This window comes from Pseudomonas sp. GD03944 (genome assembly GCF_029839275.1).
Classification (GTDB): domain Bacteria; phylum Pseudomonadota; class Gammaproteobacteria; order Pseudomonadales; family Pseudomonadaceae; genus Aquipseudomonas.
Genome location: NZ_JAOCAH010000006.1, coordinates 122,387 through 143,368 on the forward strand (window position 1 = coordinate 122,387; position 20,982 = coordinate 143,368).

The 20,982-nt window shown below is 64.9% G+C and carries 17 protein-coding genes; 8 read left to right on the top strand and 9 right to left on the bottom strand.

Annotated features, from left to right (window positions below; translation table 11 throughout):
- Positions 1 to 101: 101 nt before the first annotated feature.
- Positions 102 to 1,787 (bottom strand): methyl-accepting chemotaxis protein, encoded by a 1,686-nt coding sequence (locus tag N5C28_RS11715; protein WP_279822655.1) that lies wholly within the window; start codon positions 1,785 to 1,787, stop codon positions 102 to 104.
- Positions 1,788 to 1,897: 110 nt separating this feature from the next.
- Positions 1,898 to 3,217: a Na+/H+ antiporter NhaC family protein gene (locus N5C28_RS11720; protein WP_279822456.1), complete on the bottom strand. Its 1,320-nt coding sequence runs from the start codon at positions 3,215 to 3,217 to the stop codon at positions 1,898 to 1,900.
- A 176-nt stretch (positions 3,218 to 3,393) separates the two neighbouring features.
- Here N5C28_RS11720 and N5C28_RS11725 point away from each other — a divergent pair, with 176 nt between their 5' ends.
- Positions 3,394 to 5,541, top strand: a complete 2,148-nt coding sequence (locus N5C28_RS11725) for a methyl-accepting chemotaxis protein (protein ID WP_279822458.1) — start codon at positions 3,394 to 3,396, stop codon at positions 5,539 to 5,541.
- 133 nt (positions 5,542 to 5,674) lie between these two features.
- Positions 5,675 to 6,271, top strand: coding sequence for an NAD(P)H-dependent oxidoreductase (locus N5C28_RS11730; RefSeq protein ID WP_279822459.1), 597 nt, complete (start codon positions 5,675 to 5,677; stop codon positions 6,269 to 6,271).
- Between the two features lie 17 nt (positions 6,272 to 6,288).
- On the opposite strand, the gene N5C28_RS11735 is transcribed toward N5C28_RS11730, so the two are convergent.
- From N5C28_RS11735 to N5C28_RS11750, 4 genes are read right to left on the bottom strand one after another with little or no spacing between them, the layout of a single operon-like run.
- On the bottom strand, positions 6,289 to 7,629 hold the full coding sequence (locus tag N5C28_RS11735; protein ID WP_279822460.1) for a sensor histidine kinase: 1,341 nt from the start codon (positions 7,627 to 7,629) through the stop codon (positions 6,289 to 6,291).
- Entirely contained in the window at positions 7,626 to 8,294 is a 669-nt protein-coding gene (locus N5C28_RS11740; protein ID WP_279822462.1) for a response regulator transcription factor, read from the bottom strand. Before N5C28_RS11740 ends, N5C28_RS11735 begins: the two co-directional genes overlap by 4 nt.
- Complete coding sequence (locus N5C28_RS11745) at positions 8,295 to 8,609, bottom strand: PepSY domain-containing protein (RefSeq protein WP_279822464.1); 315 nt, start codon at positions 8,607 to 8,609, stop codon at positions 8,295 to 8,297.
- Positions 8,609 to 8,917, bottom strand: coding sequence for a PepSY domain-containing protein (locus N5C28_RS11750; protein WP_279822466.1), 309 nt, complete (start codon positions 8,915 to 8,917; stop codon positions 8,609 to 8,611). Before N5C28_RS11750 ends, N5C28_RS11745 begins: the two co-directional genes overlap by 1 nt.
- Positions 8,918 to 9,101: 184 nt before the next feature.
- Between N5C28_RS11750 and N5C28_RS11755 the strand changes: the two genes are divergently transcribed.
- The gene (locus tag N5C28_RS11755; RefSeq protein WP_279822468.1) at positions 9,102 to 10,181 is read left to right on the top strand and encodes a patatin-like phospholipase family protein; all 1,080 of its coding nucleotides are present in this window, start codon (positions 9,102 to 9,104) and stop codon (positions 10,179 to 10,181) included.
- Positions 10,182 to 10,229: 48 nt separating this feature from the next.
- Positions 10,230 to 10,856, top strand: a complete 627-nt coding sequence (locus N5C28_RS11760; protein WP_279822470.1) for a hypothetical protein — start codon at positions 10,230 to 10,232, stop codon at positions 10,854 to 10,856.
- 293 nt (positions 10,857 to 11,149) lie between these two features.
- On the opposite strand, the gene N5C28_RS11765 is transcribed toward N5C28_RS11760, so the two are convergent.
- A complete protein-coding gene (locus tag N5C28_RS11765; RefSeq protein ID WP_279822471.1) occupies positions 11,150 to 11,818 on the bottom strand; it encodes a hypothetical protein in 669 nt (222 codons plus the stop codon).
- A gap of 563 nt (positions 11,819 to 12,381) precedes the next feature.
- On the opposite strand from N5C28_RS11765, the gene N5C28_RS11770 reads away from it, so the two are divergent.
- The 3 genes from N5C28_RS11770 (at position 12,382) to N5C28_RS11780 (ending at position 14,046) form a co-directional block, all read left to right on the top strand.
- Positions 12,382 to 12,651 (top strand): hypothetical protein, encoded by a 270-nt coding sequence (locus N5C28_RS11770; RefSeq protein ID WP_279822473.1) that lies wholly within the window; start codon positions 12,382 to 12,384, stop codon positions 12,649 to 12,651.
- A 135-nt stretch (positions 12,652 to 12,786) separates the two neighbouring features.
- Positions 12,787 to 13,782 (top strand): GlxA family transcriptional regulator, encoded by a 996-nt coding sequence (locus tag N5C28_RS11775; RefSeq protein ID WP_279822476.1) that lies wholly within the window; start codon positions 12,787 to 12,789, stop codon positions 13,780 to 13,782.
- 15 nt (positions 13,783 to 13,797) lie between these two features.
- Positions 13,798 to 14,046, top strand: a complete 249-nt coding sequence (locus N5C28_RS11780) for a DUF1272 domain-containing protein (protein ID WP_279822478.1) — start codon at positions 13,798 to 13,800, stop codon at positions 14,044 to 14,046.
- A gap of 70 nt (positions 14,047 to 14,116) precedes the next feature.
- On the opposite strand, the gene nfuA is transcribed toward N5C28_RS11780, so the two are convergent.
- Together nfuA and N5C28_RS11790 are read right to left on the bottom strand one after the other, a co-directional pair.
- Positions 14,117 to 14,701, bottom strand: a complete 585-nt coding sequence (nfuA, locus tag N5C28_RS11785) for a Fe-S biogenesis protein NfuA (RefSeq protein WP_279822480.1) — start codon at positions 14,699 to 14,701, stop codon at positions 14,117 to 14,119.
- Between the two features lie 114 nt (positions 14,702 to 14,815).
- The gene (locus tag N5C28_RS11790; protein ID WP_279822482.1) at positions 14,816 to 17,095 is read right to left on the bottom strand and encodes a fatty acid cis/trans isomerase; all 2,280 of its coding nucleotides are present in this window, start codon (positions 17,093 to 17,095) and stop codon (positions 14,816 to 14,818) included.
- Between the two features lie 159 nt (positions 17,096 to 17,254).
- Here N5C28_RS11790 and metH point away from each other — a divergent pair, with 159 nt between their 5' ends.
- Complete coding sequence (metH, locus tag N5C28_RS11795) at positions 17,255 to 20,971, top strand: methionine synthase (RefSeq protein ID WP_279822484.1); 3,717 nt, start codon at positions 17,255 to 17,257, stop codon at positions 20,969 to 20,971.
- Positions 20,972 to 20,982 lie beyond the last annotated feature (11 nt).

Sequence of the window (20,982 nt, forward strand, 5' to 3'; positions counted from 1 at the left end):
ATCAGGGGTGTACCTGATTAGTCGTCCCATGGCCGACAAAGTGCAGATTTTCACGGCAGCCAGGGGCCGCCCGTGGCGCCCCCTGGCTGATCTGGCAGGCGTCAGATGCGGAACTGACGCACCAGCGCGCCAAGGCGATCGCCCAGGCTCGACAGCTGGCGAGCGGTCTGCGCGCCCTGCTGGGTTTCGTCGGCCACGCTGTCCACCGCCACCACGATCTGGTGCACGCTGCGGTTGATCTCCTCGGCCACCGCGGTCTGTTCTTCCGCGGCACTGGCGATCTGCGCGTTCATCGAGTTGATGGTGGCGATCAGCTGGGCGATGGCGTCCAGGGACGAGCCGGCCTTGTTCGCCTGCTCGCTGGTGATCTCGCCGGCATCGCTGGACTGACGCATCGAGGTCACGGCCTGGTGCGTGCCCTGCTGCAGGCGGTCGATCATGCCCTGGATTTCCTGGGTGCTCTGCTGGGTGCGGCTGGCCAGGGCCCGCACCTCGTCGGCGACCACAGCGAAGCCACGCCCGGCCTCACCCGCCCGGGCCGCTTCGATGGCCGCGTTGAGCGCCAGCAGGTTGGTCTGCTCGGCGATCGAACGGATCACGTCGAGCACGCTGACGATGGACGACACATCCTTCTGCAGGCTGTCCAGGGACAGCCCGCTGTCACGGATGTCCTGCACCAGCGCATGGATGCGCTCGATACTGCCATCGACCACGCGCTTGGCGGCCTGGCCTTCCTGGTCGGTCTGCTGCGCCGCTTCGGCGGCGCCCTGGGCGCTCTGCGCCACTTCGTGGGCGGCGGCGGACATCTCGTTGATCGCCGTGGCCACCTGGTCGGTCTCGTGGCGCTGCTGCTGCATGGCCTGCTCGGAGCGCTGGGCCTGGGCCGACACCTGCCCCACCAGCTCGGTGAGCTGCGCGGTCATCTCGGCGATCTGCCCCACCAGGCCATGGATCTTCTCGACGAAACGGTTGAACGAGCCGGACAGCTGGCCCAGCTCGTCGTCGCCGGTGATCGGCAGGCGGCGGGTCAGGTCGCCCTCGCCGGCGGCGATGTCGTCGAGGTTGTCCTTGATCTGCTGCAGGGGGCGCAGGAAGGTGTTGCTGAGAATGGTGCCGACCACGCCGAACACCACCAGCAGGATCACGGCAATGATCAGGATGCTGGTGAGGATGGTGTTGATCCGCTCGTCGATCTCTTCCTGCACCTGGCCGATCTGCGCCTCGACGCCGTCGAGGTTGAGCGCGGTGCCCACCGCCATGTCCCACTTCGGCAGGTAGTAGCTGTAGGCAAGCTTGGGCACCAGCACCGACTCGTCGGTCGGCAGTGGCGAGGAGTAATAGACGTAGTAGGTGTTGTTCTTGGCGACGTTGACCAGCTCGCGGTTGATGTACACGCCATTGGGGTCGCGGCGGTCGTTGAGGCTGACGCCCACATCCACCGGGCTGGTGCTGCGGAACAGCCGCACCACATTGGAATCGTGGCCAAAGAAGTAGCCATCCTTGCCGAACTTGATCTTCGACAGCACGGCGATGGCCTGGTCGCGGCTGGCCATGTCGCCGGACGCCGCGCCGTCATACAGCGCCTGCACCGAACCCAGGGCGATCTGCATGTAGTTTTCGAGTTCGACGCGTTTTTCCTGAATCAACCGCTCGCGGGTTTCTTCGACTTCCTCGGCAGCCATGTTCTGCAGGACCTTGGCCGCGGCACCGCTGAGCACGACAGCGAACAGGATGACCGGAACCAGGGCGAGCAGCACCACCTTCGATTTCAACGTCAGGCGCATTATTGTTTTCCTCTATGCCAGAACGAAACGGGGCTACCTCTGTATCGGCAGCCCCGTCCGGATATAAAGCGACGCTCTGGCAGAAAAAATTTAGCGCCTGTGCAGCGATGCCCTTACAGCACCATCGCGGCCACCCAGCCGAAGGCCAGCAGCGGCAGGTTGTAGTGCAGGAAGGTCGGCACCACGGTGTCCCAGATATGGTTGTGCTGGCCGTCGACGTTGAGGCCGGCGGTCGGGCCCAGGGTCGAGTCCGAAGCCGGCGAGCCCGCGTCACCCAGTGCGCCGGCAGTCCCGACGATGCTGACGATGGCCAGGGGGCTGAAGCCCAGTTGCACGCCCAGCGGCACGAAGATCGCGGCAATGATCGGCACGGTGGAGAACGACGAACCGATGCCCATGGTCACCAGCAGCCCGACCAGCAGCATCAGCAACGCACCGACGGCCTTGTCGTGCCCGATCAGGGCGGCGGAGCTGTCGACCAGGGTCTTCACTTCACCGGTGGCCTTCATCACTTCGGCAAAGCCGGCCGCCGCGATCATGATGAAGCCGATCATGGCCATCATTTTCATGCCTTCGGTGAACAGCCCATCGGCCTCCTTCCAGCGCACCACACCGGAAACCGAGAAGATCACGAAGCCGACCAGGGCGCCGATGATCATCGAGTCCAGCCACAGTTGCACCACGAACGCGGCGGCAATCGCGACGCCCGCCACCAGCAGGCTCAGGCTGTTGTAGGGAACATCGACACGTTCGGCCTGCTCGATCTTCTCCAGATCATAGGCGCGCCGCTTGCGGTAGCTGAACAACACCGCCACCAGCAGGCCGGCCACCATGCCCAGCGCCGGAATGGCCATGGCGTGGGTGACGTTGATACCGGCGATGTCCACGCCCGCGCTGGCGACGTTGGCCAGCAGGATCTCATTGAGGAAGATGCCGCCGAACCCCACCGGCAGGAACATGTAGGGGGTGATCAGGCCGAACGTCAGGACGCAGGCGATCAGGCGACGATCCATTTGCAGCTTGCTCAGCACGTACAGCAGCGGCGGTACCAGCAAGGGAATGAAGGCGATGTGGATGGGCAGGATATTCTGCGACGACACGGCCACGGCGAGCAGCAGCAGGATCAGCACCCACTTGAGCATGCCGCCCCCCTGGCTCTCCTGCTTGCCCACCAGCGCCAGCGCCTTGTTGGCCAGGGCATGGGCCAGGCCGGACTTGGCGATGGCCACGGCGAAGGCGCCCAGCAAGGCATAGGACAGGGCCACCGTGGCACCACCACCCAGGCCCTTGTTGAAGGCCGTCAGCGAACCCTCGACGCCCAGCCCGCCGATCAGGCCGCCCGCCAGGGCACCGACGATCAGCGCGACCACCACGTGCACCCGGCACAGGCTGAGGATCAGCATGATGCCGACCGCTGCGATTACTGCATTCATGACCCGCTCCCGCAAGACAGTCTGGTTGGAGCCTGGCAACAGCGCACAAGGCCCGAAAAAAGCCGCGTACTCTGCCTCATGGCCGTCAGCCTGTCAAAACGCCTGGTCGTTCAAGGTGACGGCGCGCTGGCCGATACAAACTGCGCCAACAAGACTTACAAGAACGGAAGTACCCAATGCCCAATCCCCAGCAGTTGTCCATTCAATGGCGGATCGTCCTCCTGGCCGGCCTGTGCCTCGCGACCATCGTCGCCCTGTTGCTCGGCACTTCGCTCTACCAGGCCCGGCAAAGCGCCGAACTGGTCAGGGAATCCAGCACCCACATGCTCGACGCGTCGGCCCGCCAGGTCATGGAGGCCCGCGGCCAGACCCAGGCGGTGAACACCCAGCGCTTCTTCATGGACCACTACCAGTACGGCAACGGGCTGACCAAGCAGATCCTGTTCCTGCGCACCCAGGCCCAGGAGCGCCTGGCCAATGCCTTCGACCTGCGCGAAGACCTGGTGGCGCAGATTCGCGTGGCGCTGGAGGCCAACCAGGAGCTACTCGGCATCTACCTGGTGTTCGATATCGACGCCCTGGACGACCGCGACGGTCTATTCCCGGGCAAGGCGGACTTCGGCGGCAACGACGTCGGCCGCTTTTCCCTCTACTGGGCCCAGCAGGCGCCCGGCAAGCTGATCCTGGAAACCATGGACGAAGCCCAGCTCGCCGATGCCACCCTGGGGGCCGGCGGCGCGCCCTACAACGCCTGGCTCACCTGCCCCCACGAAACCGCCCGCCCCTGTGTGCTCGACCCATATTTCGACGAGGTGGGCGACCGGCAGATCCTCATGACCAGCATTGCCTTCCCGCTGCTGCAGGACGGCAAGGTGATCGGCGTGCTCGGCGTCGACATCAGCCTGGAAAGCCTGCAAGAGATGGCCAGCGAAGCCAACCGCTCGCTCTACGATGGCGAAGGTCATGTCAGCCTGATCAGCCCGGCCAAGCTGCTGGCGGCCCACAGCCGCAACCCGGGCGACCTGGGCAAGCCGCTGTCGGCGGCCTTCCCCGACCAGGGTCCGCAACTGGCGCAGCTGGTGGATGCTGGCCGCGACGAAGTCCTGGACCACGGCGACACCCTGCGCGTACTGACCAGCCTGCGCCCGATCCCGGAGGCCAAGCCCTGGGGCCTGTTGCTGGAAGTGCCGCAGCAGGTCCTGCTCAAACCGGCCCAGCAGCTGCAGGAGCAGCTCAATGGCGCACGCAACCAGGCGGTCTCGGTCACCCTGGCGATCAGCGCCCTAGCGATTGCCCTCGGCCTGCTGCTGATGTGGCTGCTGGCCCGGGGCGTGACCCGTCCGATCATTGGCGTCTCGCTCATGCTCAAGGACATCGCCAGCGGCGAAGGCGACCTCACCCGCCGGCTCGACTACGCCCGCCGTGACGAACTGGGCGAGCTGGCCGGCTGGTTCAACCGCTTCCTCGACAAGCTGCAGCCGATCGTCGCCGACGTGAAGCGCAGCGTGCAGGACGCCCGCGCCACGGCGGACCAGTCCGCGGCCATCGCCAGCCAGACCAGCGCCGGCATGCAGCAGCAGTTCCGCGAAGTCGACCAGGTGGCCACCGCCTTCCAGGAAATGAGCGCCACCGCCCACGACGTGGCGCACAACGCCGCCCAGGCCGCCGAAGCCGCCCGCAGCGCCGACCACGCCAGCCGGGAAGGCCTGGGGGTGATCGGCAGGACCACGTCCACCATCGAACTGCTGGCCAACGAAATGAGCGTGGCCATGGACGAAGTCCAGGGCCTGGCCAACAGCAGCGAGCAGATCGGTTCGGTCCTGGAGGTGATCCGCTCGATCGCCGACCAGACCAACCTGCTGGCCCTCAACGCCGCCATCGAAGCGGCCCGCGCGGGCGAGGCCGGTCGCGGTTTCGCCGTGGTGGCCGATGAGGTGCGCAACCTGGCCAAGCGCACCCAGGACTCGGTGGAAGAAATCCGCCAGGTCATCGAAGGCCTGCAGAACGGCACGCGCGAAGTGGTCAGCAGCATGAGCAGCAGCCACCGCCAGGCCCAGGGCAGCGTCGAACAGGTGGAACAGGCGGTCGCCGCCCTGCAGCGCATCAGCCAGGCGGTCAGCGTGATCACCGACATGAACCTGCAGATCGCCAGTGCGGCCGAAGAACAGAGTTCGGTGGCCGAGGAGATCAACCGCAACGTGGCGTCGATTCGCGATGTCACCGAGTCGATTTCCAGCCAGGCCACGGAGTCGGCCCAGGTCAGTCAGAACCTCAATCGCCTGGCCAACCACCAGCAGGGGCTGATGGACCAGTTCCGCGCCTGACCCCGCCCGCCGGCCACCCGAAACGCCTTCGGGTGGCCATGGCGCCATCCGACCACCCGAATGGCGGCCGCCCGCTTGCCCCCGGCGGCCACCCTCGCTAGCCTGCACGCCTTTCTATTTCGGGGGATACAGCATGCTCAACGTGGTCTTCGTCGCCGGCTCCAGCCGCCGCAACAGCCAATCGGCAAAAGTCGCGCGCTTCCTGCGCCAGCGCATGATCGAACAGCAGCAGACCCAGGAAGGCCTGAGCCACGTGATCGACCTGGGCGAAGGCCCGCTGCCGCTCTGGCCTGCCGAAGACGCCGGCCCCTGGGCGAGCTACAGCCAGCAGCTGCAAGCCGCCGATGCGGTGGTGGTGATTGCTCCGGAGTGGAACGGCATGGCCTGCCCGGCGATCAAGAACTTCTTCATCTACGCCAGCAAGACCGAGCTGGCGCACAAACCGGGGCTGTTGGTGGGGGTTTCGTCGGGCATCGGCGGCGCCTACCCGATCAGCGAGCTGCGCGCCTCCAGCTACAAGAACTGCCGCCTGTGCTACCTGCCCGAGCACCTGATCGTGCGCCAGGTGGAAAAGGTTCTGAATACCCCGGAGGCCGCCAGCGAAGACGACCAGCGCCTGCGCGCGCGGATCGACTACGACCTGGACATCCTGGTGAAGTACGCCGAAGCCCTGCGCCCGGTACGTGCCAGCATCGACCTGAGCATCCCCGCCTTCACCAACGGCATGTGAACCAGGCCTGGCCGGGACTAGCTCCCGGCCAGATGACGACGCGTGCTGCGCACCGGCAACTCGATGCGCACGCACAGGCCGCCCAGTTCGCTGTCCAGCAATAGCAGGCGGCCGTCCCAGGCATCGACGATATCGCGCACGATGCCCAGGCCCAAGCCGTGCCCAGCCACCTGTTCATCCAGGCGCGTGCCGCGGTTGAGCACGGCGTCGCGGCGCTCCTCCTCGATCCCCGGCCCGTCATCGTCCACGCACAGCACATAGTGCTCGGGCGTGCGCGACACGCTCAGGCGCACCTGGCTGTCGGCCCACTTGCAGGCGTTGTCCAGCAGGTTGCCGAGCAGCTCCAGCAAGTCTTCCCGATCCCGCGCGATGCGCAGCCCCGGCTCGGCCTGCCAGTCCAGTTGCAGGTGCCCGCCGTGGATCATCCCCAGGGTGGCGAACAGCCCCGGCAGCTCCTGCTCGCAGTCGAAATGGGCGCCGGGCAGCGCATCGCCGGCCAGGCGCGCACGCCCCAGCTCGCGTGCCAGGCGCTGTTCGATCTGTTCCAGTTGATCCACCAGGGTGGCGCGCACTGCGGGCAGTTGCTTGAGTTCTTCCCGGGACGCCAGGCTGACCAGCACCGCCAGCGGGGTTTTCAACGCGTGGCCGAGGTTGCCCAGGGCATTGCGCGAGCGTTTAAGGGTGTCTTCAGTGTGGGCCAACAGGTGGTTGATCTGCGCCACCAGCGGTTCCAGCTCCTCGGGGACCTGGGTGTCCAGTTCGCCGCGCTGGCCCTGCTGCAACTGGGCGATCTGCTGGCGGGTCAGCTCCAGCGGACGCAAGGCGCGTCGCACCGTCAGGCGCTGCAGCAGCAGGATCAGCACCAGCGCGCCGAGGCCGACGCCCAGGCCGATCTGTTGCAGGCGGCGGAAGCTCTGCAACACCGGGGTGTAGTCCTGGGCCACGTAGATCGACAGGTTCTCGCCAAAACGCCGGTAGTCGGCACGGTAGGTCAGCAATAACTGGCCCTGGGGCCCGTCGCCCAGTTCGGGTTGCAGGCCCACCCGTTCGCTGGGAACCAGCTCGCGGTCCCACAGCGAGCGCGAGCGCCAGCTACGGTCGGAAAAATCGATTCGGAAGTACAGCCCCGAATAGGGACGCTGGAAGGCCGCGCTCAGGCGTTGCTCGTCCAGCTGCATGCCCTGGGGGCCACGCACCAGCGCCACCAGCAGGGTTTCCGCTTCGTCCTTGAGGCCGGCCTGCAGGTAGCGCCGCAGGCTGTGGTCGAACAGCCACAGGCTGGCCTGGGCCAGCAGCAGGCCGATGACCAGCAGGACGCTGACCAGCCCCAGGCTCAGGCGCCGCTGGATCGACCTCAAACGGCGTCCCCGCTGAAGCGGTAGCCCTGGCCACGGCGGGTTTCGATCACCGTACGGCCCAGCTTGCGCCGCAGGTGATTGACGTGCACTTCGATCACATTGGAATCGCGCTCGGTCTCACCGTCATAGAGGTGCTCGGCCAGGTGGCTCTTGGACAGGATCTGTCCGACGTGCAGCATGAAATAGCGCAACAGGCGAAACTCGGCGGCCGTGAGGTCCACTTCCTCGCCATTGCGGCTGACGCACTGGCGCCCTTCGTCCAGCTGCAGGCCGGCGGCTTCCAGTTGCGGCTGATTGGCCAGGCCGCGGGCACGCCGCAGCAGGGCCTGGATACGCAGCTGCAGCTCTTCCGGGTGGAAGGGCTTGGCCAGGTAATCGTCTGCGCCGGCCTTCAAACCTTCGATGCGTTCTGCCCAGGAACCCCGGGCGGTGAGAATCAGCACCGGAGTGACCAGACCACCGCCGCGCCATTCCTGCAGAACCTCCAGACCCGGTTTCCCCGGCAAGCCGAGGTCGAGGATGATCAGGTCATAGGGCTCGCTGGCGCCTTGATAGGCAGCATCCCGGCCGTCGGCCAGCCAGTCGACCGCATAGCCTTGTCGGGTCAGGCTGGCCAGCAATTCGTCAGCGAGCGGTACATGGTCCTCCACCAGCAGCAGGCGCATTCAGTCGTCTTCCTCGTCCTTCAGGATTCGCCCATCGCGGGCATCCAGTTCCAGTTCACGTACAACGCCCCCCTCGGTCAGCAGTTCCACTTCGTAGATGAAAATATCATCATCTTCTTCGAGTTCCGCTTCGAGGAGGGTTGCGCCAGGGTAGCGCTCCATGGCGGGGCGCATCAGCTGCTCCAGTGGCAGGATGACGCCCTCGCGCCGCAGGCGGAGGGCTTCGTCCTGGTCAAGATCCCGGGCACTGGCCCCTAGGGCCAGTGCACACAGGGTCAACGCGATCAGACTGGAGTGGGCAATGCGCGTATTCATCAATCGTCCCGATGGTTCTTGAGGATCTGGCCGTTGGTTGCGTCCAGCTCCAGGTCCCATTGCAGACCCTGCTGGTCACGTACTTCGACCTGGTAAATGTAGCGACCGTACTCTTCTTCGAGCTCGGTATCGCCAATGGTGCCACCGGCGTGCTGGGCCAGGGCGGCGGCATTCAGTTTTTCGAAGGACTGAATGGTACCGGCGTCACGCAGCTTCAGCGCTTCGTCCGGACCGAGGTCGCGGGCCTGGGCAATACCGGCGGTGGCAGTCAGGGCAGCGGCGGCAAACAGGGCAGTGAACAGCTTCATGGTGTGTCTCCTTGGGGGAAATGTGTTTCGACGGTGTTCACGTTACGACACCGTACTTAACTCAACCTGAATTCCCCCGCCCTCCCTTCATCACTCAGGCATGCCGGCATCATTCATGGAATGAAGTGGCTTGGCCTGCCCCGCCACCCCTCTATAATCGCTGGCTTGCGTGACGGAGGCCAGCATGAGCGCGATTCACATCAAAAACCCTGCCCTGACCATCAAAGCCGGTTCTCGGGCGTTTGCGCGCATCCGCGAGCGGGGTCTGCAGCCGGCCGACGTGGCCATTCTGCCAGGCGCCGCCGGCGGACCGAAGGCCCTTGGCATCCAGGGCCTGGACCTGGCGCTGTTCGGCGACTGGCTGCCCCGCTCACCCCGCGAACGCGCCCTGATCGGCGCCTCTATCGGCTCCTGGCGCTTCGCCAGCGCCTGCCTGCCGGACGCCGCGGAGGGCATTCGGCGCCTGGGTGAGCTGTACACCTCGCAGCGCTTCGCCAAGGGTGTGAGCATGGCCGAGGTGTCGCACAGCTGCCGGCAGATGCTCGACCTCCTGCTGGCCGGCCAGGACGCCCAGGTGCTCGACAACCCGCACTACCGCCTGAACGTGGTGGTGGTGAAGAGCCACGGCCTGCTCGCCCAGGATCGCCGCAGCACGCTGGGGCTGGGCCTGTCCTCGGTGATCGGCAACAACCTGCTGGGCCGCCCGCGCCTGGCGCGGCACTTCGAGCGGGTGATCCTGCATGACGCCCGCAGCGCCCCGCCGCTGGGCGAACTCAAGGATTTCCCGTCGCGCTACCTGCCGCTCGATGCCGGTAACCTGCGCCATGCCCTGCTCGCCTCCGGCTCGATCCCCATGGTCATGGAAGGCGTGCGTGACATTCCCGGCGCCGGCCCCGGCACCTACCGCGACGGCGGCCTGCTGGACTACCACCTCGACCTGCCCTACAGCGGCAACGACATCGTGCTCTACCCGCACTTCACCGACCGGGTCATTCCCGGCTGGTTCGACAAGGGCATGCCCTGGCGCCGTGGTGATGCCGGTCGCCTGCAGGATGTCCTGCTGCTGGCGCCGTCGCGCGAGTATCTGGCGCGCCTGCCCCACGGCAAGCTGCCGGACCGCAAGGATTTCACCCGTTACCTGGGCGACGATGCCGGGCGCGAGCGCTATTGGCGCAAGGCCATGGATGAAAGCCGCCGCCTGGGCGACGAATTCCTCGAGCTGGTGGAGAACGACAAACTGGGCGATCGGATACTGGCGCTCTGACATCCCCTTGCGGCAGGATGGCGCAAAGGATCACCAGGGACGGTCAGTATGAAACTCGCGGTCGCCATCATCCACGGCATCGGCACCCAGCCGGACAGCCGTGACAAGGACGGTCAGCACGCCTTTGCCCAGCACCTGATCGCCGGCCTGCGCCAGCGCCTTGGGGTACAGGCCGATGACATCGCGTTCCAGAGCCTGTACTGGGCCAGCGTCCTCGATAAACGCCAGATGGCCTTCCTCGACAGCCTGCGCGACCAGCCGGTGCGCTGGCGCTGGCTGCGGCGCCTGGTGACGCTGTTTCTCGGCGACGCCAGCGGTTACCGCAAGGTCAGCCAGGCCTACGACACCACTTACGAAGAAGTGCACCAGTGCCTGCGCCATGGCCTCAACGCCCTGCGCGCCCGGGTCGACGCCCATACGCCGCTGGTGGTGCTGGCCCACTCCCTGGGCGGGCACATCGTCTCCAACTTCGTCTGGGACCAGCAGTGCATCAACAAGACGCCCAGTTGCCCGGCAGACCCGTTTCTCGCCCTGGAAACCCTGGTGGGCATGGTGACCTTCGGCTGCAACATTCCGCTGTTCACCTTCGCCTACGACCCGGTGGTGCCCATTCGCTTCCCCGGCCACTGCCTGAACCAGACGATGCGGGACCGGGCCCGCTGGATCAATCTCTAGGCCCCGGCCGACCCCCTGGGCTACCCGCTGCGCACCCTGCCCGCCTACGCGCCCCTCGTGGCGCGGGACATCGCCCTGCCAGTCGGCCCCTGGTACAAGCGCCACACACCGCTCAGCCATGTCGAATACTGGCGCGACCGAGGCTTTCAAAACCAAGTCGCTGAGTTTCTCGAAGACTTGTTGCTCGTGGAGAACAGCCAACTTGCACCACACCGCAAACTAAAAACCCCTGAACCAGTGGCGCAATAAACAACGCCAGTGACCCAGGGGTTTTGTTTTACCGTTCTGTCAGATCAACGTCCGGCCAATGCTGCATTACCCATGGCATAGCTATACGAAACGGACGTGGGAGTTTCTTCTCGCTGTTTGGCCCATTGCGTGAGCAACGCCATCAGCAGGAAACCACCGAGGATCAATACCGGATACGCCGCCATCAATTCGACCACCGAATACTTCCAGGCCAGGGGTCGCCCCACCCCCAGCATCGCGGCATAGAACCAGGAGACGCCGGACAGCGCACCGGTGAACAGCGCCAGCATGCGCATGGAAAACTGCAATCGAAGCAACGAGCCAGCTTTCTGCAACGCCGGCAACACCCAATGGTGCAATACCATCCCATTGAAAGTAAGCAACATCACAATGGCCACTTTGACCTGCAACTTGGGATTGAGCAGATAAGAAAGGCCGTTGCTGGAAACATCGAGCCAGGTAAGTGCGATGCCCGTCAGCCACAACAACAGCAACGCGTTGGAAACAGTGGATTGCAGGTTCTGCATATGTCGCGTGTCCTGCAGGTGACTCTTTTCTCCCCTCAACAACTCCCTTATCAGGGCGAAATCGCTGGTTAGAACCATACCGATGGCCACGCAACAGGCAATCAGATGAACGTAAACAATCCCTAAACGTAAAAATTCCATGGTCGTTTTCTGCTCGAAAAACGAAGTCATTAGTGTGAAATCCATGGGTGCCTCTTCGAATTATTCGTGAAACCCGATGACCTGAAGGTCGGGTTCCCGTGTTGTTGTAATGATGCAACTGGCGTCGCGATTTAGTGCAGGCCGTTCGGTTCTTTCAAACAGCCGGGTTCGTGCACGTGCCGAATGCACGCGCCGGTTCTGTCATGGATGGAGCCCTCGACAAAAAACACAAAAAAGCCTCCCTCGCACATGGCGCAGGCCACATGAGAAAAAAGCTCCAGGGGTGATGTGGCCAGGGATGCAGCGTGTGCGCTTGGCCGACGTAGGTAAGAACGACGGCCCCTGATTTCGTTCATTTTTTGATCAGGAGCCCGACAGACGGCTGGCACTTTCGTTCAACCTGAATTCACGTTCCGTTGACCTGCATCAGTCTCCAGCCCTAACTAAGGGCGCCGTTCGACGGAGCAACCTGTGATACTTGCCCGGTATTTAAATTTTTTTTCGTGGTGTTGTGACTTCTGGGTCAACACCGTTCATCAACTGCAGTAACCGGTCAGTATTAACTGGCTACTTTGTTTATTTGGGATCACTTCGGAGAACCCCACCCCATGAACGCGCCGCTGCGTTTCAATGATGCACTGCTGATTGCCGATAGCGCCTTCCAACCGTTCCAGTGCGTTGCCTGGGCACCACAGGATGGCACCGGCTTCCTGAGCCTCAGCGTGATCGACCGTACCAGCACTCGCCTGCTCGGCCGCACCCAGCTGTGGTCCACCACCTACAGCGATCCGGCCCAGCTGGAGCAGGTGCTGAAAGAGTCCCGCGATGCCCTGAGCCGCCAAGGCTACGACCTCGCGCCCTGGCACATGCCCGAGTAAGGTTTCCGGCACTGACGGCGTTTCGCCCCCTCGGCCTGTGAGGGGGCCTGGAATGGCAATATCCGTGGGCTTGTTGTCCTTGTTGCCATTCACGCCGGCATGCACACTGCCTCCATCGCTCAGGGAACTGCCCCGATGGACGCCCGGAAAACCATTGCCTGCCTGATCTACCCGCACGTCATGAGCCTGGACGTGGCCGGGCCCATGCAGGTATTCGCCTCGGCCAATGTCGAGTGCCAGCGCCAAGGCCTGCCGCCAGCCTATGAACTGCTGCTTCTGGCTGACCAGGCCGGCCCGGTCGTCACCTCCGCCGGCTTCGAGATCGTCGCCCAGCAGGCCTGGAGCGCCACCGACCCCGAACACCTCGATACCCTGCTGATTCCCGGTGGCTACGGTGAACTGGCGCAGTGCGAGAACAGCGACCTGCTGGCCTGGCTACGGGCTGCCGAACCGACGGTGAGACGCCTCGGCTCGGTGTGCTCCGGCGCGCTGATCCTGGCCGCCACCGGCCTGCTCGATGGCTGCCGTGCCACCACCCACTGGGCCGACCTGGACACCCTGCGGCAGCAGCACCCGGACGTGGAGGTGCTGGATGATTGCCTGCATACCTACGCGCCCAATGATCCGCACGGCAGTGCCCATATATTCACCTCGGCCGGGGTGACCGCCGGTATCGACCTCTCGCTGGCCCTGGTGGAAGCCGACCTGGGGCGCCCCCTCGCCCTGGCGGTGGCCCGACGCCTGGTTCTGTTCCTACGCCGCCCCGGCGGCCAGGCCCAGTACAGCCCCCTGCTCACCCCAGATCCCAGCCGCGTACCGCGCCTGGCGACGTTGCTCGAATGGATTCCCGCGCACCTGGGCGACGACCTGTCCCTGGAGGCACTGGCCATCCAGGCCTGCATGACGCCGCGGACCCTGTCGAGGGTGTTCAACCAGGAACTGGGCATGGGCCCGGGCCGTTATGTCGAGCGCGTGCGTGTCGAAGCCGCGCGCAACCTGCTGCAGGACGCCCAGGCCTCGATCGCCACCGTGGCCCGCCTGACCGGCTTCGGTCACCCGGAAAACCTGCGCCGCACCTTTCACAAGCACCTGTCGGTCAGCCCGCAGGCCTATGCCGAACGTTTCACCTGATACCTGGAGCCCGCCATGCTGCAACTTCGTCCCAACTGCGAATGCTGTGACCGTGACCTGCCTGCGGACAGCGGGGTCGCGCTGATCTGCTCGTTCGAATGCACCTTCTGTCCCGCGTGTGCCGAGCACCTGGGCGGCGCCTGCCCGAACTGCGGCGGCGAACTGGTGCAGCGCCCACGCCGGCCCACGGCCAAGCTGACCGCCAACCCGGCCTCCAGCGAGCGCGTGCACGGCAAACGCCCATGCCCGCAACACGCGGGCTAGTGCGTAGGACTGTTTGGCGGACATGAAAAAGGCGCCTTGAAGGCGCCTTTTTTCTGCAACAGCCACCCACTCAGTAGTAGGCGTTTTCCTTGTTGCTGTGGTCGGTCACGTCCCGCACGCCTTTCAGCTCCGGGATGCGCTCGAGCAGGGTCTTCTCAATCCCTTCCTTGAGCGTCAGGTCGACCTGGCCGCAGCCCTGGCAACCGCCGCCGAAACGCAGCACGGCAATGCCGTCGTCGACCACGTCGATCAGGCTGACTTCACCGCCGTGGCTGGCCAGACCGGGGTTGATCTCGGTCTGCAGGTAATAGCTGATGCGCTCGTTGATCGGGCTGTCTTCGTTGACCATCGGCACCTTGGCGTTCGGCGCCTTGATGGTCAGTTGGCCGCCCATGCGGTCGGTGGCGTAATCGACCACGGCGTCTTCCAGAAACGGCTCGCTGACCGCGTCGATCCAGGCGGTGAAGCTGGCCAGACCCAGAGCGGTGTCTTCGGCCTTCTGCTCGCCCGGCTTGCAATAGGCGATGCAGGTTTCGGCGTACTGGGTACCCGGTTGGGTGATAAACACACGAATGCCAATGCCCGGCGTGTTCTGCTTGCTCAGCAGATCGGCCAGGTAGTCATGGGCCGCTTGAGTAATGGTGATGGTGCTCATGGCAACTCCTCGCAAACATGGGCGCAGTGTACGCCACTCGACGGCAGCGGGCAAAGTCCTAGTATTTTAGTAGGAATAAATTGCATTACGCCCGCCCCGTCGGCGGGCGTCCTGTCAGAGGTTCTGGTAGCGGTTCATGTCCAGCACACCCGCCTCGACCGGCTGGGTTTCGCGGATATGCGCGGTCAGGTCATGGAAGTACTGCCAGAACTGCGGATGGGTGCGGCGAATGCCCCAGCGGTCGACCAGCTTCTCGAAGGCCTTGGCGTCCTTGACCTGCTCCATGGCGGTGACGAACGCCGGCACCTCACTGGCCGAGACGTTGAACAGGAAGTTCGGGTAGCTGCTGAGCACCTCGGGGTAGACCGTCAGCGTGTCGAGGTTCGGCTGGTAACGCAGCTCTTCGCCCAGCATGAACGCCACGTTGCTGTGCGCCCGGTTGCGCAGCAGGCTGTAAACCTCGCGCTTGCCATCGGCCAGCTCCACCCGCAGCAGCGTCGCTTCCGGCAACTGCGCGATCACCTTGAGGCCGCCGGCCGGCTTGCTCGCCAGGCGGCTCAGGGCCTGTTCGGCGTGCTGCAGTTCTTCCGGCAGGTCCGGGCGATGGCAATGGGCACCCGTGCAGCGGTTGATCGGGTCCGGGCGCGCGTTGAGCGTCTGGAAATGCGTCAGCAGGCCTTCGGCGAAATGCTGCTTGGGTGCCGACTCATCCAGCAACAGCGCCGTCGGGCTGCGGGTGTCGATGCCCTGGTAGTCCAGCCACATCTTCAGCTTGCCGCTGTTCTGGTACCAGTCGTCGAGGATCGCCTGGCGCGAATCCGCCGGCATCAGGCGCAGGAAGTTCTGTTCGGCGCCGTTGCGGATCAGGTCGAAGTACAGGCGGGTCTGCGCCTGGTGAGAGACGTTGCCGTACACGTCGAAATTCACCACCAGCTGGTAGTAGGTGCGCTCCAGCAACGGGTAGTCGAGCCACCACATTGTCTGCGGCACCTCGCCGAGCAGGCCTTTGCGCACAGAGGCGCTGTCGTGCTGGCGGAAGATCGACAACAGGGCGTTGTCGTTGCCGGACCAGATGTGCGACCAGTCGGGCGCCGGTGCGTCGGCGTAGGCCTTCAGGCGCAAGTCTTCGTACTCGTTGCGCTTGTCCCGGTAGTTGCGCCACAGGCCCAGCAGGTCGCCGATCTCGTCGAGCTGGCCGGGCATCGCCAGCAGCGGCGTGGCCTCGGCACGGTACTGCGGGTCGGTCAGGTACAGGTCGTGTTGCGGGTCCTGGAACACTGCCCAGAAGTTGTCGCGGATCACGTCAGTAGCGATCTGCCCGCGGCATACCGGGCCGCGAATGAAGGTGCGGACGAAATACTCGGCGTTGTCCAGCATGAACTGATAGCGCGCCTGGGGCGGAATGGCGGCGAAGGTCTCGAACGGGTTGGCCCGCCGCTGGGCGCCGTAGCCGGGCACCGCGTCCAACTGCCAGTCGCTGCCGAGGAACTGCTGCTTGACCCGCGCCAGCTTGGCGGCGCTGAGCGGATAGGTGATGTGGGTCTTGTGCACGATCACGCCCTGGATCGGCGTCAGGCGGTAGTAGAACTCGGTGCCCGGGTCGTCATTGGGCCGGCGCGTGGCGATCGGGTCCACCGGCTTGCCGCTGGGCGTGCGCGAGCGCACCACCTGGAAGAAATGCCCGGCCTCGCCCTTCTCGAAGTACAGGTGCGCCAGGAACAGGTGCTCGTACAGCCAGCGCGCGACCAGGTCCTCCCGGGCGCCCGGGGCATTCAGGAAGGCTTCCCACTCGGCGATTTGCGCCGCCTCCGCCGCACTGGCCTTCAGCGTCACGTCGTCCACCGGCGCGCCGGCCGCCAGCCAGCGTTGCAGGGTCTGGTAGTCCGCCTCGCTCAAACCGGTCACGGCGAACGGCATGCCAACCTGCGGGTTCTTCCTGGCGAAGGCGTCGAACTCAGTCGGCAGCGCGCATTGGTTGTTGCGGTTGATGCCAATGTCCAGGTCGTCCGGCAGCTTGGCATTGGGTTCGAACGGTGCCTCGTGCGCCAGTTCGAGCATGCGCGCCATTAGCGCCGCCTGGCTGCCCTGGGCGTCCAGCACGGAATGGAAGTCCTTGCGACGCCAGGCCTCGGCACCGTGGGCATCGAGAAACAGGCGCGTGGTGGCTTGCGCTTCGGTACGGGTGCCGTCGTAGACCGGCAGCTTGGTGGCGCCGCGTTGCGCGCCCTCGCCACTGCCGAGGTTGAGCTGGCACGGCGCGTCGTAGCAGGCATGGCACGCCACGCAGTTCTGGGTGAAGATCGGTTGGATGTCGCGGCTGTAGGAAATCGGTTCGGCTGCCATCAGCGGTGCGATGAACGACAGGCAGGCGTACAGCAAGGCCCGAGGGAGCATGTCCTATTTCCTTGATAAGCGAAGCGGCGATTTTAGCCCGAGCAGCTTCCTGGGCAACATGAACATCATTCATGCAAACCGCCACGGCACTGCAAAGCCGTACAGGTTTGCTATCATCGCGGCCCTCTACGCCCACGTGTCCACCAGGTAATGCCGCCGATGTCTTCTTCCGATCGCAACGCCCGCCTCTCCGCCCTTCAGCATGCCCTGAGCCAGCGCATCCTGATTCTCGACGGCGGCATGGGCACCATGATCCAGAGCTACAAACTGGAGGAAGAGGACTACCGCGGCGCGCGCTTCGCCGACTGGCCAAGCGACGTGAAAGGCAACAACGACCTGTTGCTGCTCAGCCGCCCGGACGTGATCCAGGCCATCGAGAAGGCCTACCTGGACGCCGGCGCCGACATCCTGGAAACCAACACCTTCAACGCCACCCAGGTGTCCCAGGCCGACTACGGCATGGAATCGCTGGTGTACGAGCTGAACGTCGAAGGCGCGCGCCTGGCCCGTGAAGTGGCCGATGCCAAGACCCTGGAAACCCCGGATCGCCCGCGCTTCGTCGCCGGCGTCCTCGGCCCGACCAGCCGCACCTGCTCGATCTCCCCGGACGTCAACGACCCCGGCTACCGCAACGTCACCTTCGACGAGCTGGTGGAGAACTACACCGAGGCCACCCGCGGCCTGATCGAGGGCGGCGCCGACCTGATCCTGATCGAAACCATCTTCGACACCCTCAACGCCAAGGCGGCGATCTTCGCCGTGCAGCAGGTGTTCGAGGAAGACGACGTCGAGCTGCCGATCATGATTTCCGGCACCATCACCGACGCCTCGGGCCGCACCCTGTCCGGCCAGACCACCGAAGCCTTCTGGAACTCGGTGGCCCACGCCAAGCCGATTTCCGTGGGCCTGAACTGCGCCCTTGGCGCCGCCGACCTGCGCCCGTACCTGGAAGAGCTGTCGAACAAGGCCGGCACCCATGTGTCGGCGCACCCCAACGCCGGCCTGCCCAACGCCTTCGGCGAATACGACGAAACCCCGGCGGAGATGGCCGCGGTGGTCGAGGAATTCGCGGCCTCGGGCTTCCTCAACATCATCGGCGGTTGCTGCGGCACCACGCCGGGCCACATCCAGGCCATCGCCGAAGCGGTCGCCAAGTACAAGCCGCGGGCGATCCCGGAGATTCCGAGAGCCTGCCGCCTGTCGGGCCTGGAGCCGTTCACCATCGACCGCAGCTCGCTGTTCGTGAACGTCGGCGAGCGCACCAACATCACCGGCAGCGCCAAGTTCGCCCGCCTGATCCGCGAGGAGAACTACACCGAAGCGCTGGAAGTCGCCCTGCAGCAGGTGGAAGCCGGCGCCCAGGTGATCGACATCAACATGGACGAGGGCATGCTCGACTCCAAGGCGGCGATGGTGAAGTTCCTCAACCTGATCGCCGGCGAGCCGGACATCTCCCGCGTGCCGATCATGATCGACTCCTCGAAGTGGGACGTGATCGAAGCCGGCCTCAAGTGCATCCAGGGCAAGGGCATCGTCAACTCGATCTCCATGAAGGAAGGCGTCGAGCAGTTCAAGCACCACGCCAAGCTGTGCAAGCGCTACGGCGCCGCCGTGGTGGTGATGGCCTTCGACGAAGCCGGCCAGGCCGACACCGAGGCGCGCAAGGCGGAAATCTGCCAGCGCAGCTACGACATCCTGGTCAATGAAGTGGGCTTCCCGCCGGAAGACATCATCTTCGACCCGAACATCTTCGCCGTGGCCACCGGCATCGACGAGCACAACAACTACGCCGTCGACTTCATCAATGCCTGTGCCTACATCCGTGACAACCTGCCCTACGCCCTGACCTCGGGCGGCGTGTCCAACGTGTCGTTCTCATTCCGCGGCAACAACCCGGTGCGCGAAGCCATTCACTCGGTGTTCCTGTACTACGCGATCCAGAACGGCCTGACCATGGGCATCGTCAACGCCGGCCAACTGGAAATCTACGACGAGATTCCCAAGGAGCTGCGCGACGCCGTCGAAGACGTGGTGCTCAACCGCAACCCCAACGCCACCGAAGCCCTGCTGGCCATCGCCGACAAATACAAGGGCGACGGCGCGGCCAAGGAAGTCGAAAACGAAGAATGGCGTTCGCTGCCGGTGGACAAGCGCCTGGAGCACGCCCTGGTCAAGGGCATCACCGCGTTCATCGTCGAAGACACCGAGGAATGCCGCCAGCAGTGCGCGCGCCCCATCGAGGTGATCGAAGGCCCGCTGATGAGCGGCATGAACGTGGTCGGCGACCTGTTCGGCTCGGGCAAGATGTTCCTGCCCCAGGTGGTCAAGTCCGCCCGGGTGATGAAGCAGGCCGTGGCCCACCTGATTCCGTTCATCGAAGCCGAAAAAGGCGACAAGCCGGAAGCCAAGGGCAAGATCCTCATGGCCACCGTGAAAGGCGACGTGCACGACATCGGCAAGAACATCGTCGGCGTGGTGCTGGGCTGTAACGGCTACGACATCGTCGACCTCGGCGTGATGGTGCCGGCGGAGAAGATCCTGCAGACCGCCATCGCCGAGAAATGCGACATCATCGGCCTGTCCGGCCTGATCACCCCATCCCTGGACGAGATGGTGCACGTGGCCCGCGAGATGCAGCGCCAGGGCTTCACCCTGCCCCTGATGATCGGCGGCGCCACCACCTCCAAGGCCCACACGGCGGTGAAGATCGAGCCCAAGTACCAGAACGACGCGGTCATCTACGTCACCGACGCCTCGCGCGCCGTGGGCGTGGCCACCCAGCTGTTGTCCAAGGAACTGAAAAGCGGCTTCGTCGAGAAGACCCGCGAGGAATACGTCGAAGTCCGCGAGCGCACCTCCAAGCGCAGCGCCCGCACCGAGCGCCTGACCTACCCGGACGCCATCGCCAAGAAACCGCAATTCGACTGGGCCGACTACCAACCCGCGACACCGACCTTCGTCGGCAGCCGGGTGCTAGACAACATCGACCTGCGCGTCCTGGCCGAGTACATCGACTGGACCCCGTTCTTCATCTCCTGGGACCTGGCCGGCAAGTTCCCGCGCATCCTCGACGACGAGATCGTCGGCGAAGCGGCGCGCACGCTGTACGCCGATGCCCAGGAAATGCTCAACAAACTGATCGACGAGAAGCTCATCAGCGCCCGCGCGGTGTTCGGCTTCTGGCCGGCCAACCAGGTGCGTGAAGACGACCTGGAAGTCTACGGCGCTGACGGCCAGCCCCTGGCCACCCTGCACCACCTGCGCCAGCAGACCATCAAGACCGACGGCAAGCCCAACTTCTCCCTGGCCGACTTCGTCGCCCCCAAGGACAGTGGCGTGACCGACTACATCGGTGGCTTCATCACCACCGCCGGGATCGGTGCCGAAGAGGTGGCCAAGGCCTACCAGGACAAGGGCGACGACTACAACTCGATCATGGTCAAGGCCCTCGCCGACCGCCTGGCCGAGGCCTGCGCCGAGTGGCTGCACGAACGCGTGCGCAAGGAATACTGGGGCTACGAGCCGGACGAGCAGTTGAGCAACGAGGACCTGATCAAGGAACGCTACAAGGGCATTCGCCCGGCGCCCGGCTACCCGGCCTGCCCGGACCACACCGAGAAGCAGACGCTGTTCAAGCTGCTCGACCCCGAGGCGGCGTTCAACAAGGCAGGCCGCAGCGGCGTATTCCTCACCGAGCACTACGCGATGTTCCCGGCCGCCGCCGTCAGCGGCTGGTATTTCGCCCACCCGCAGGCGCAGTACTTCGCCGTGGGCAAGGTCGACAAGGACCAGATCGACAGCTACACCGCCCGCAAGAATCAGGAGCTGAGCGTCACCGAGCGCTGGCTGTCGCCCAACCTGGGGTACGACAACTGATCCGCAAGGCC

What these genes read in the sequence shown, in the direction of transcription:
- N5C28_RS11720 (WP_279822456.1), bottom strand. Translation starts at nt 3,217, where the DNA reads ATGAATGCAGTAATCGCAGCGGTCGGCATCATGCTGATCCTCAGCCTG.
- N5C28_RS11725 (WP_279822458.1), top strand. Translation starts at nt 3,394, where the DNA reads ATGCCCAATCCCCAGCAGTTGTCCATTCAATGGCGGATCGTCCTCCTG.
- N5C28_RS11730 (WP_279822459.1), top strand. Translation starts at nt 5,675, where the DNA reads ATGCTCAACGTGGTCTTCGTCGCCGGCTCCAGCCGCCGCAACAGCCAA.
- N5C28_RS11740 (WP_279822462.1), bottom strand. Translation starts at nt 8,294, where the DNA reads ATGCGCCTGCTGCTGGTGGAGGACCATGTACCGCTCGCTGACGAATTG.
- N5C28_RS11745 (WP_279822464.1), bottom strand. Translation starts at nt 8,609, where the DNA reads ATGAATACGCGCATTGCCCACTCCAGTCTGATCGCGTTGACCCTGTGT.
- N5C28_RS11750 (WP_279822466.1), bottom strand. Translation starts at nt 8,917, where the DNA reads ATGAAGCTGTTCACTGCCCTGTTTGCCGCCGCTGCCCTGACTGCCACC.
- N5C28_RS11755 (WP_279822468.1), top strand. Translation starts at nt 9,102, where the DNA reads ATGAGCGCGATTCACATCAAAAACCCTGCCCTGACCATCAAAGCCGGT.
- N5C28_RS11760 (WP_279822470.1), top strand. Translation starts at nt 10,230, where the DNA reads ATGAAACTCGCGGTCGCCATCATCCACGGCATCGGCACCCAGCCGGAC.
- N5C28_RS11765 (WP_279822471.1), bottom strand. Translation starts at nt 11,818, where the DNA reads ATGGATTTCACACTAATGACTTCGTTTTTCGAGCAGAAAACGACCATG.
- N5C28_RS11770 (WP_279822473.1), top strand. Translation starts at nt 12,382, where the DNA reads ATGAACGCGCCGCTGCGTTTCAATGATGCACTGCTGATTGCCGATAGC.
- N5C28_RS11775 (WP_279822476.1), top strand. Translation starts at nt 12,787, where the DNA reads ATGGACGCCCGGAAAACCATTGCCTGCCTGATCTACCCGCACGTCATG.
- N5C28_RS11780 (WP_279822478.1), top strand. Translation starts at nt 13,798, where the DNA reads ATGCTGCAACTTCGTCCCAACTGCGAATGCTGTGACCGTGACCTGCCT.
- nfuA (WP_279822480.1), bottom strand. Translation starts at nt 14,701, where the DNA reads ATGAGCACCATCACCATTACTCAAGCGGCCCATGACTACCTGGCCGAT.
- N5C28_RS11790 (WP_279822482.1), bottom strand. Translation starts at nt 17,095, where the DNA reads ATGCTCCCTCGGGCCTTGCTGTACGCCTGCCTGTCGTTCATCGCACCG.
- metH (WP_279822484.1), top strand. Translation starts at nt 17,255, where the DNA reads ATGTCTTCTTCCGATCGCAACGCCCGCCTCTCCGCCCTTCAGCATGCC.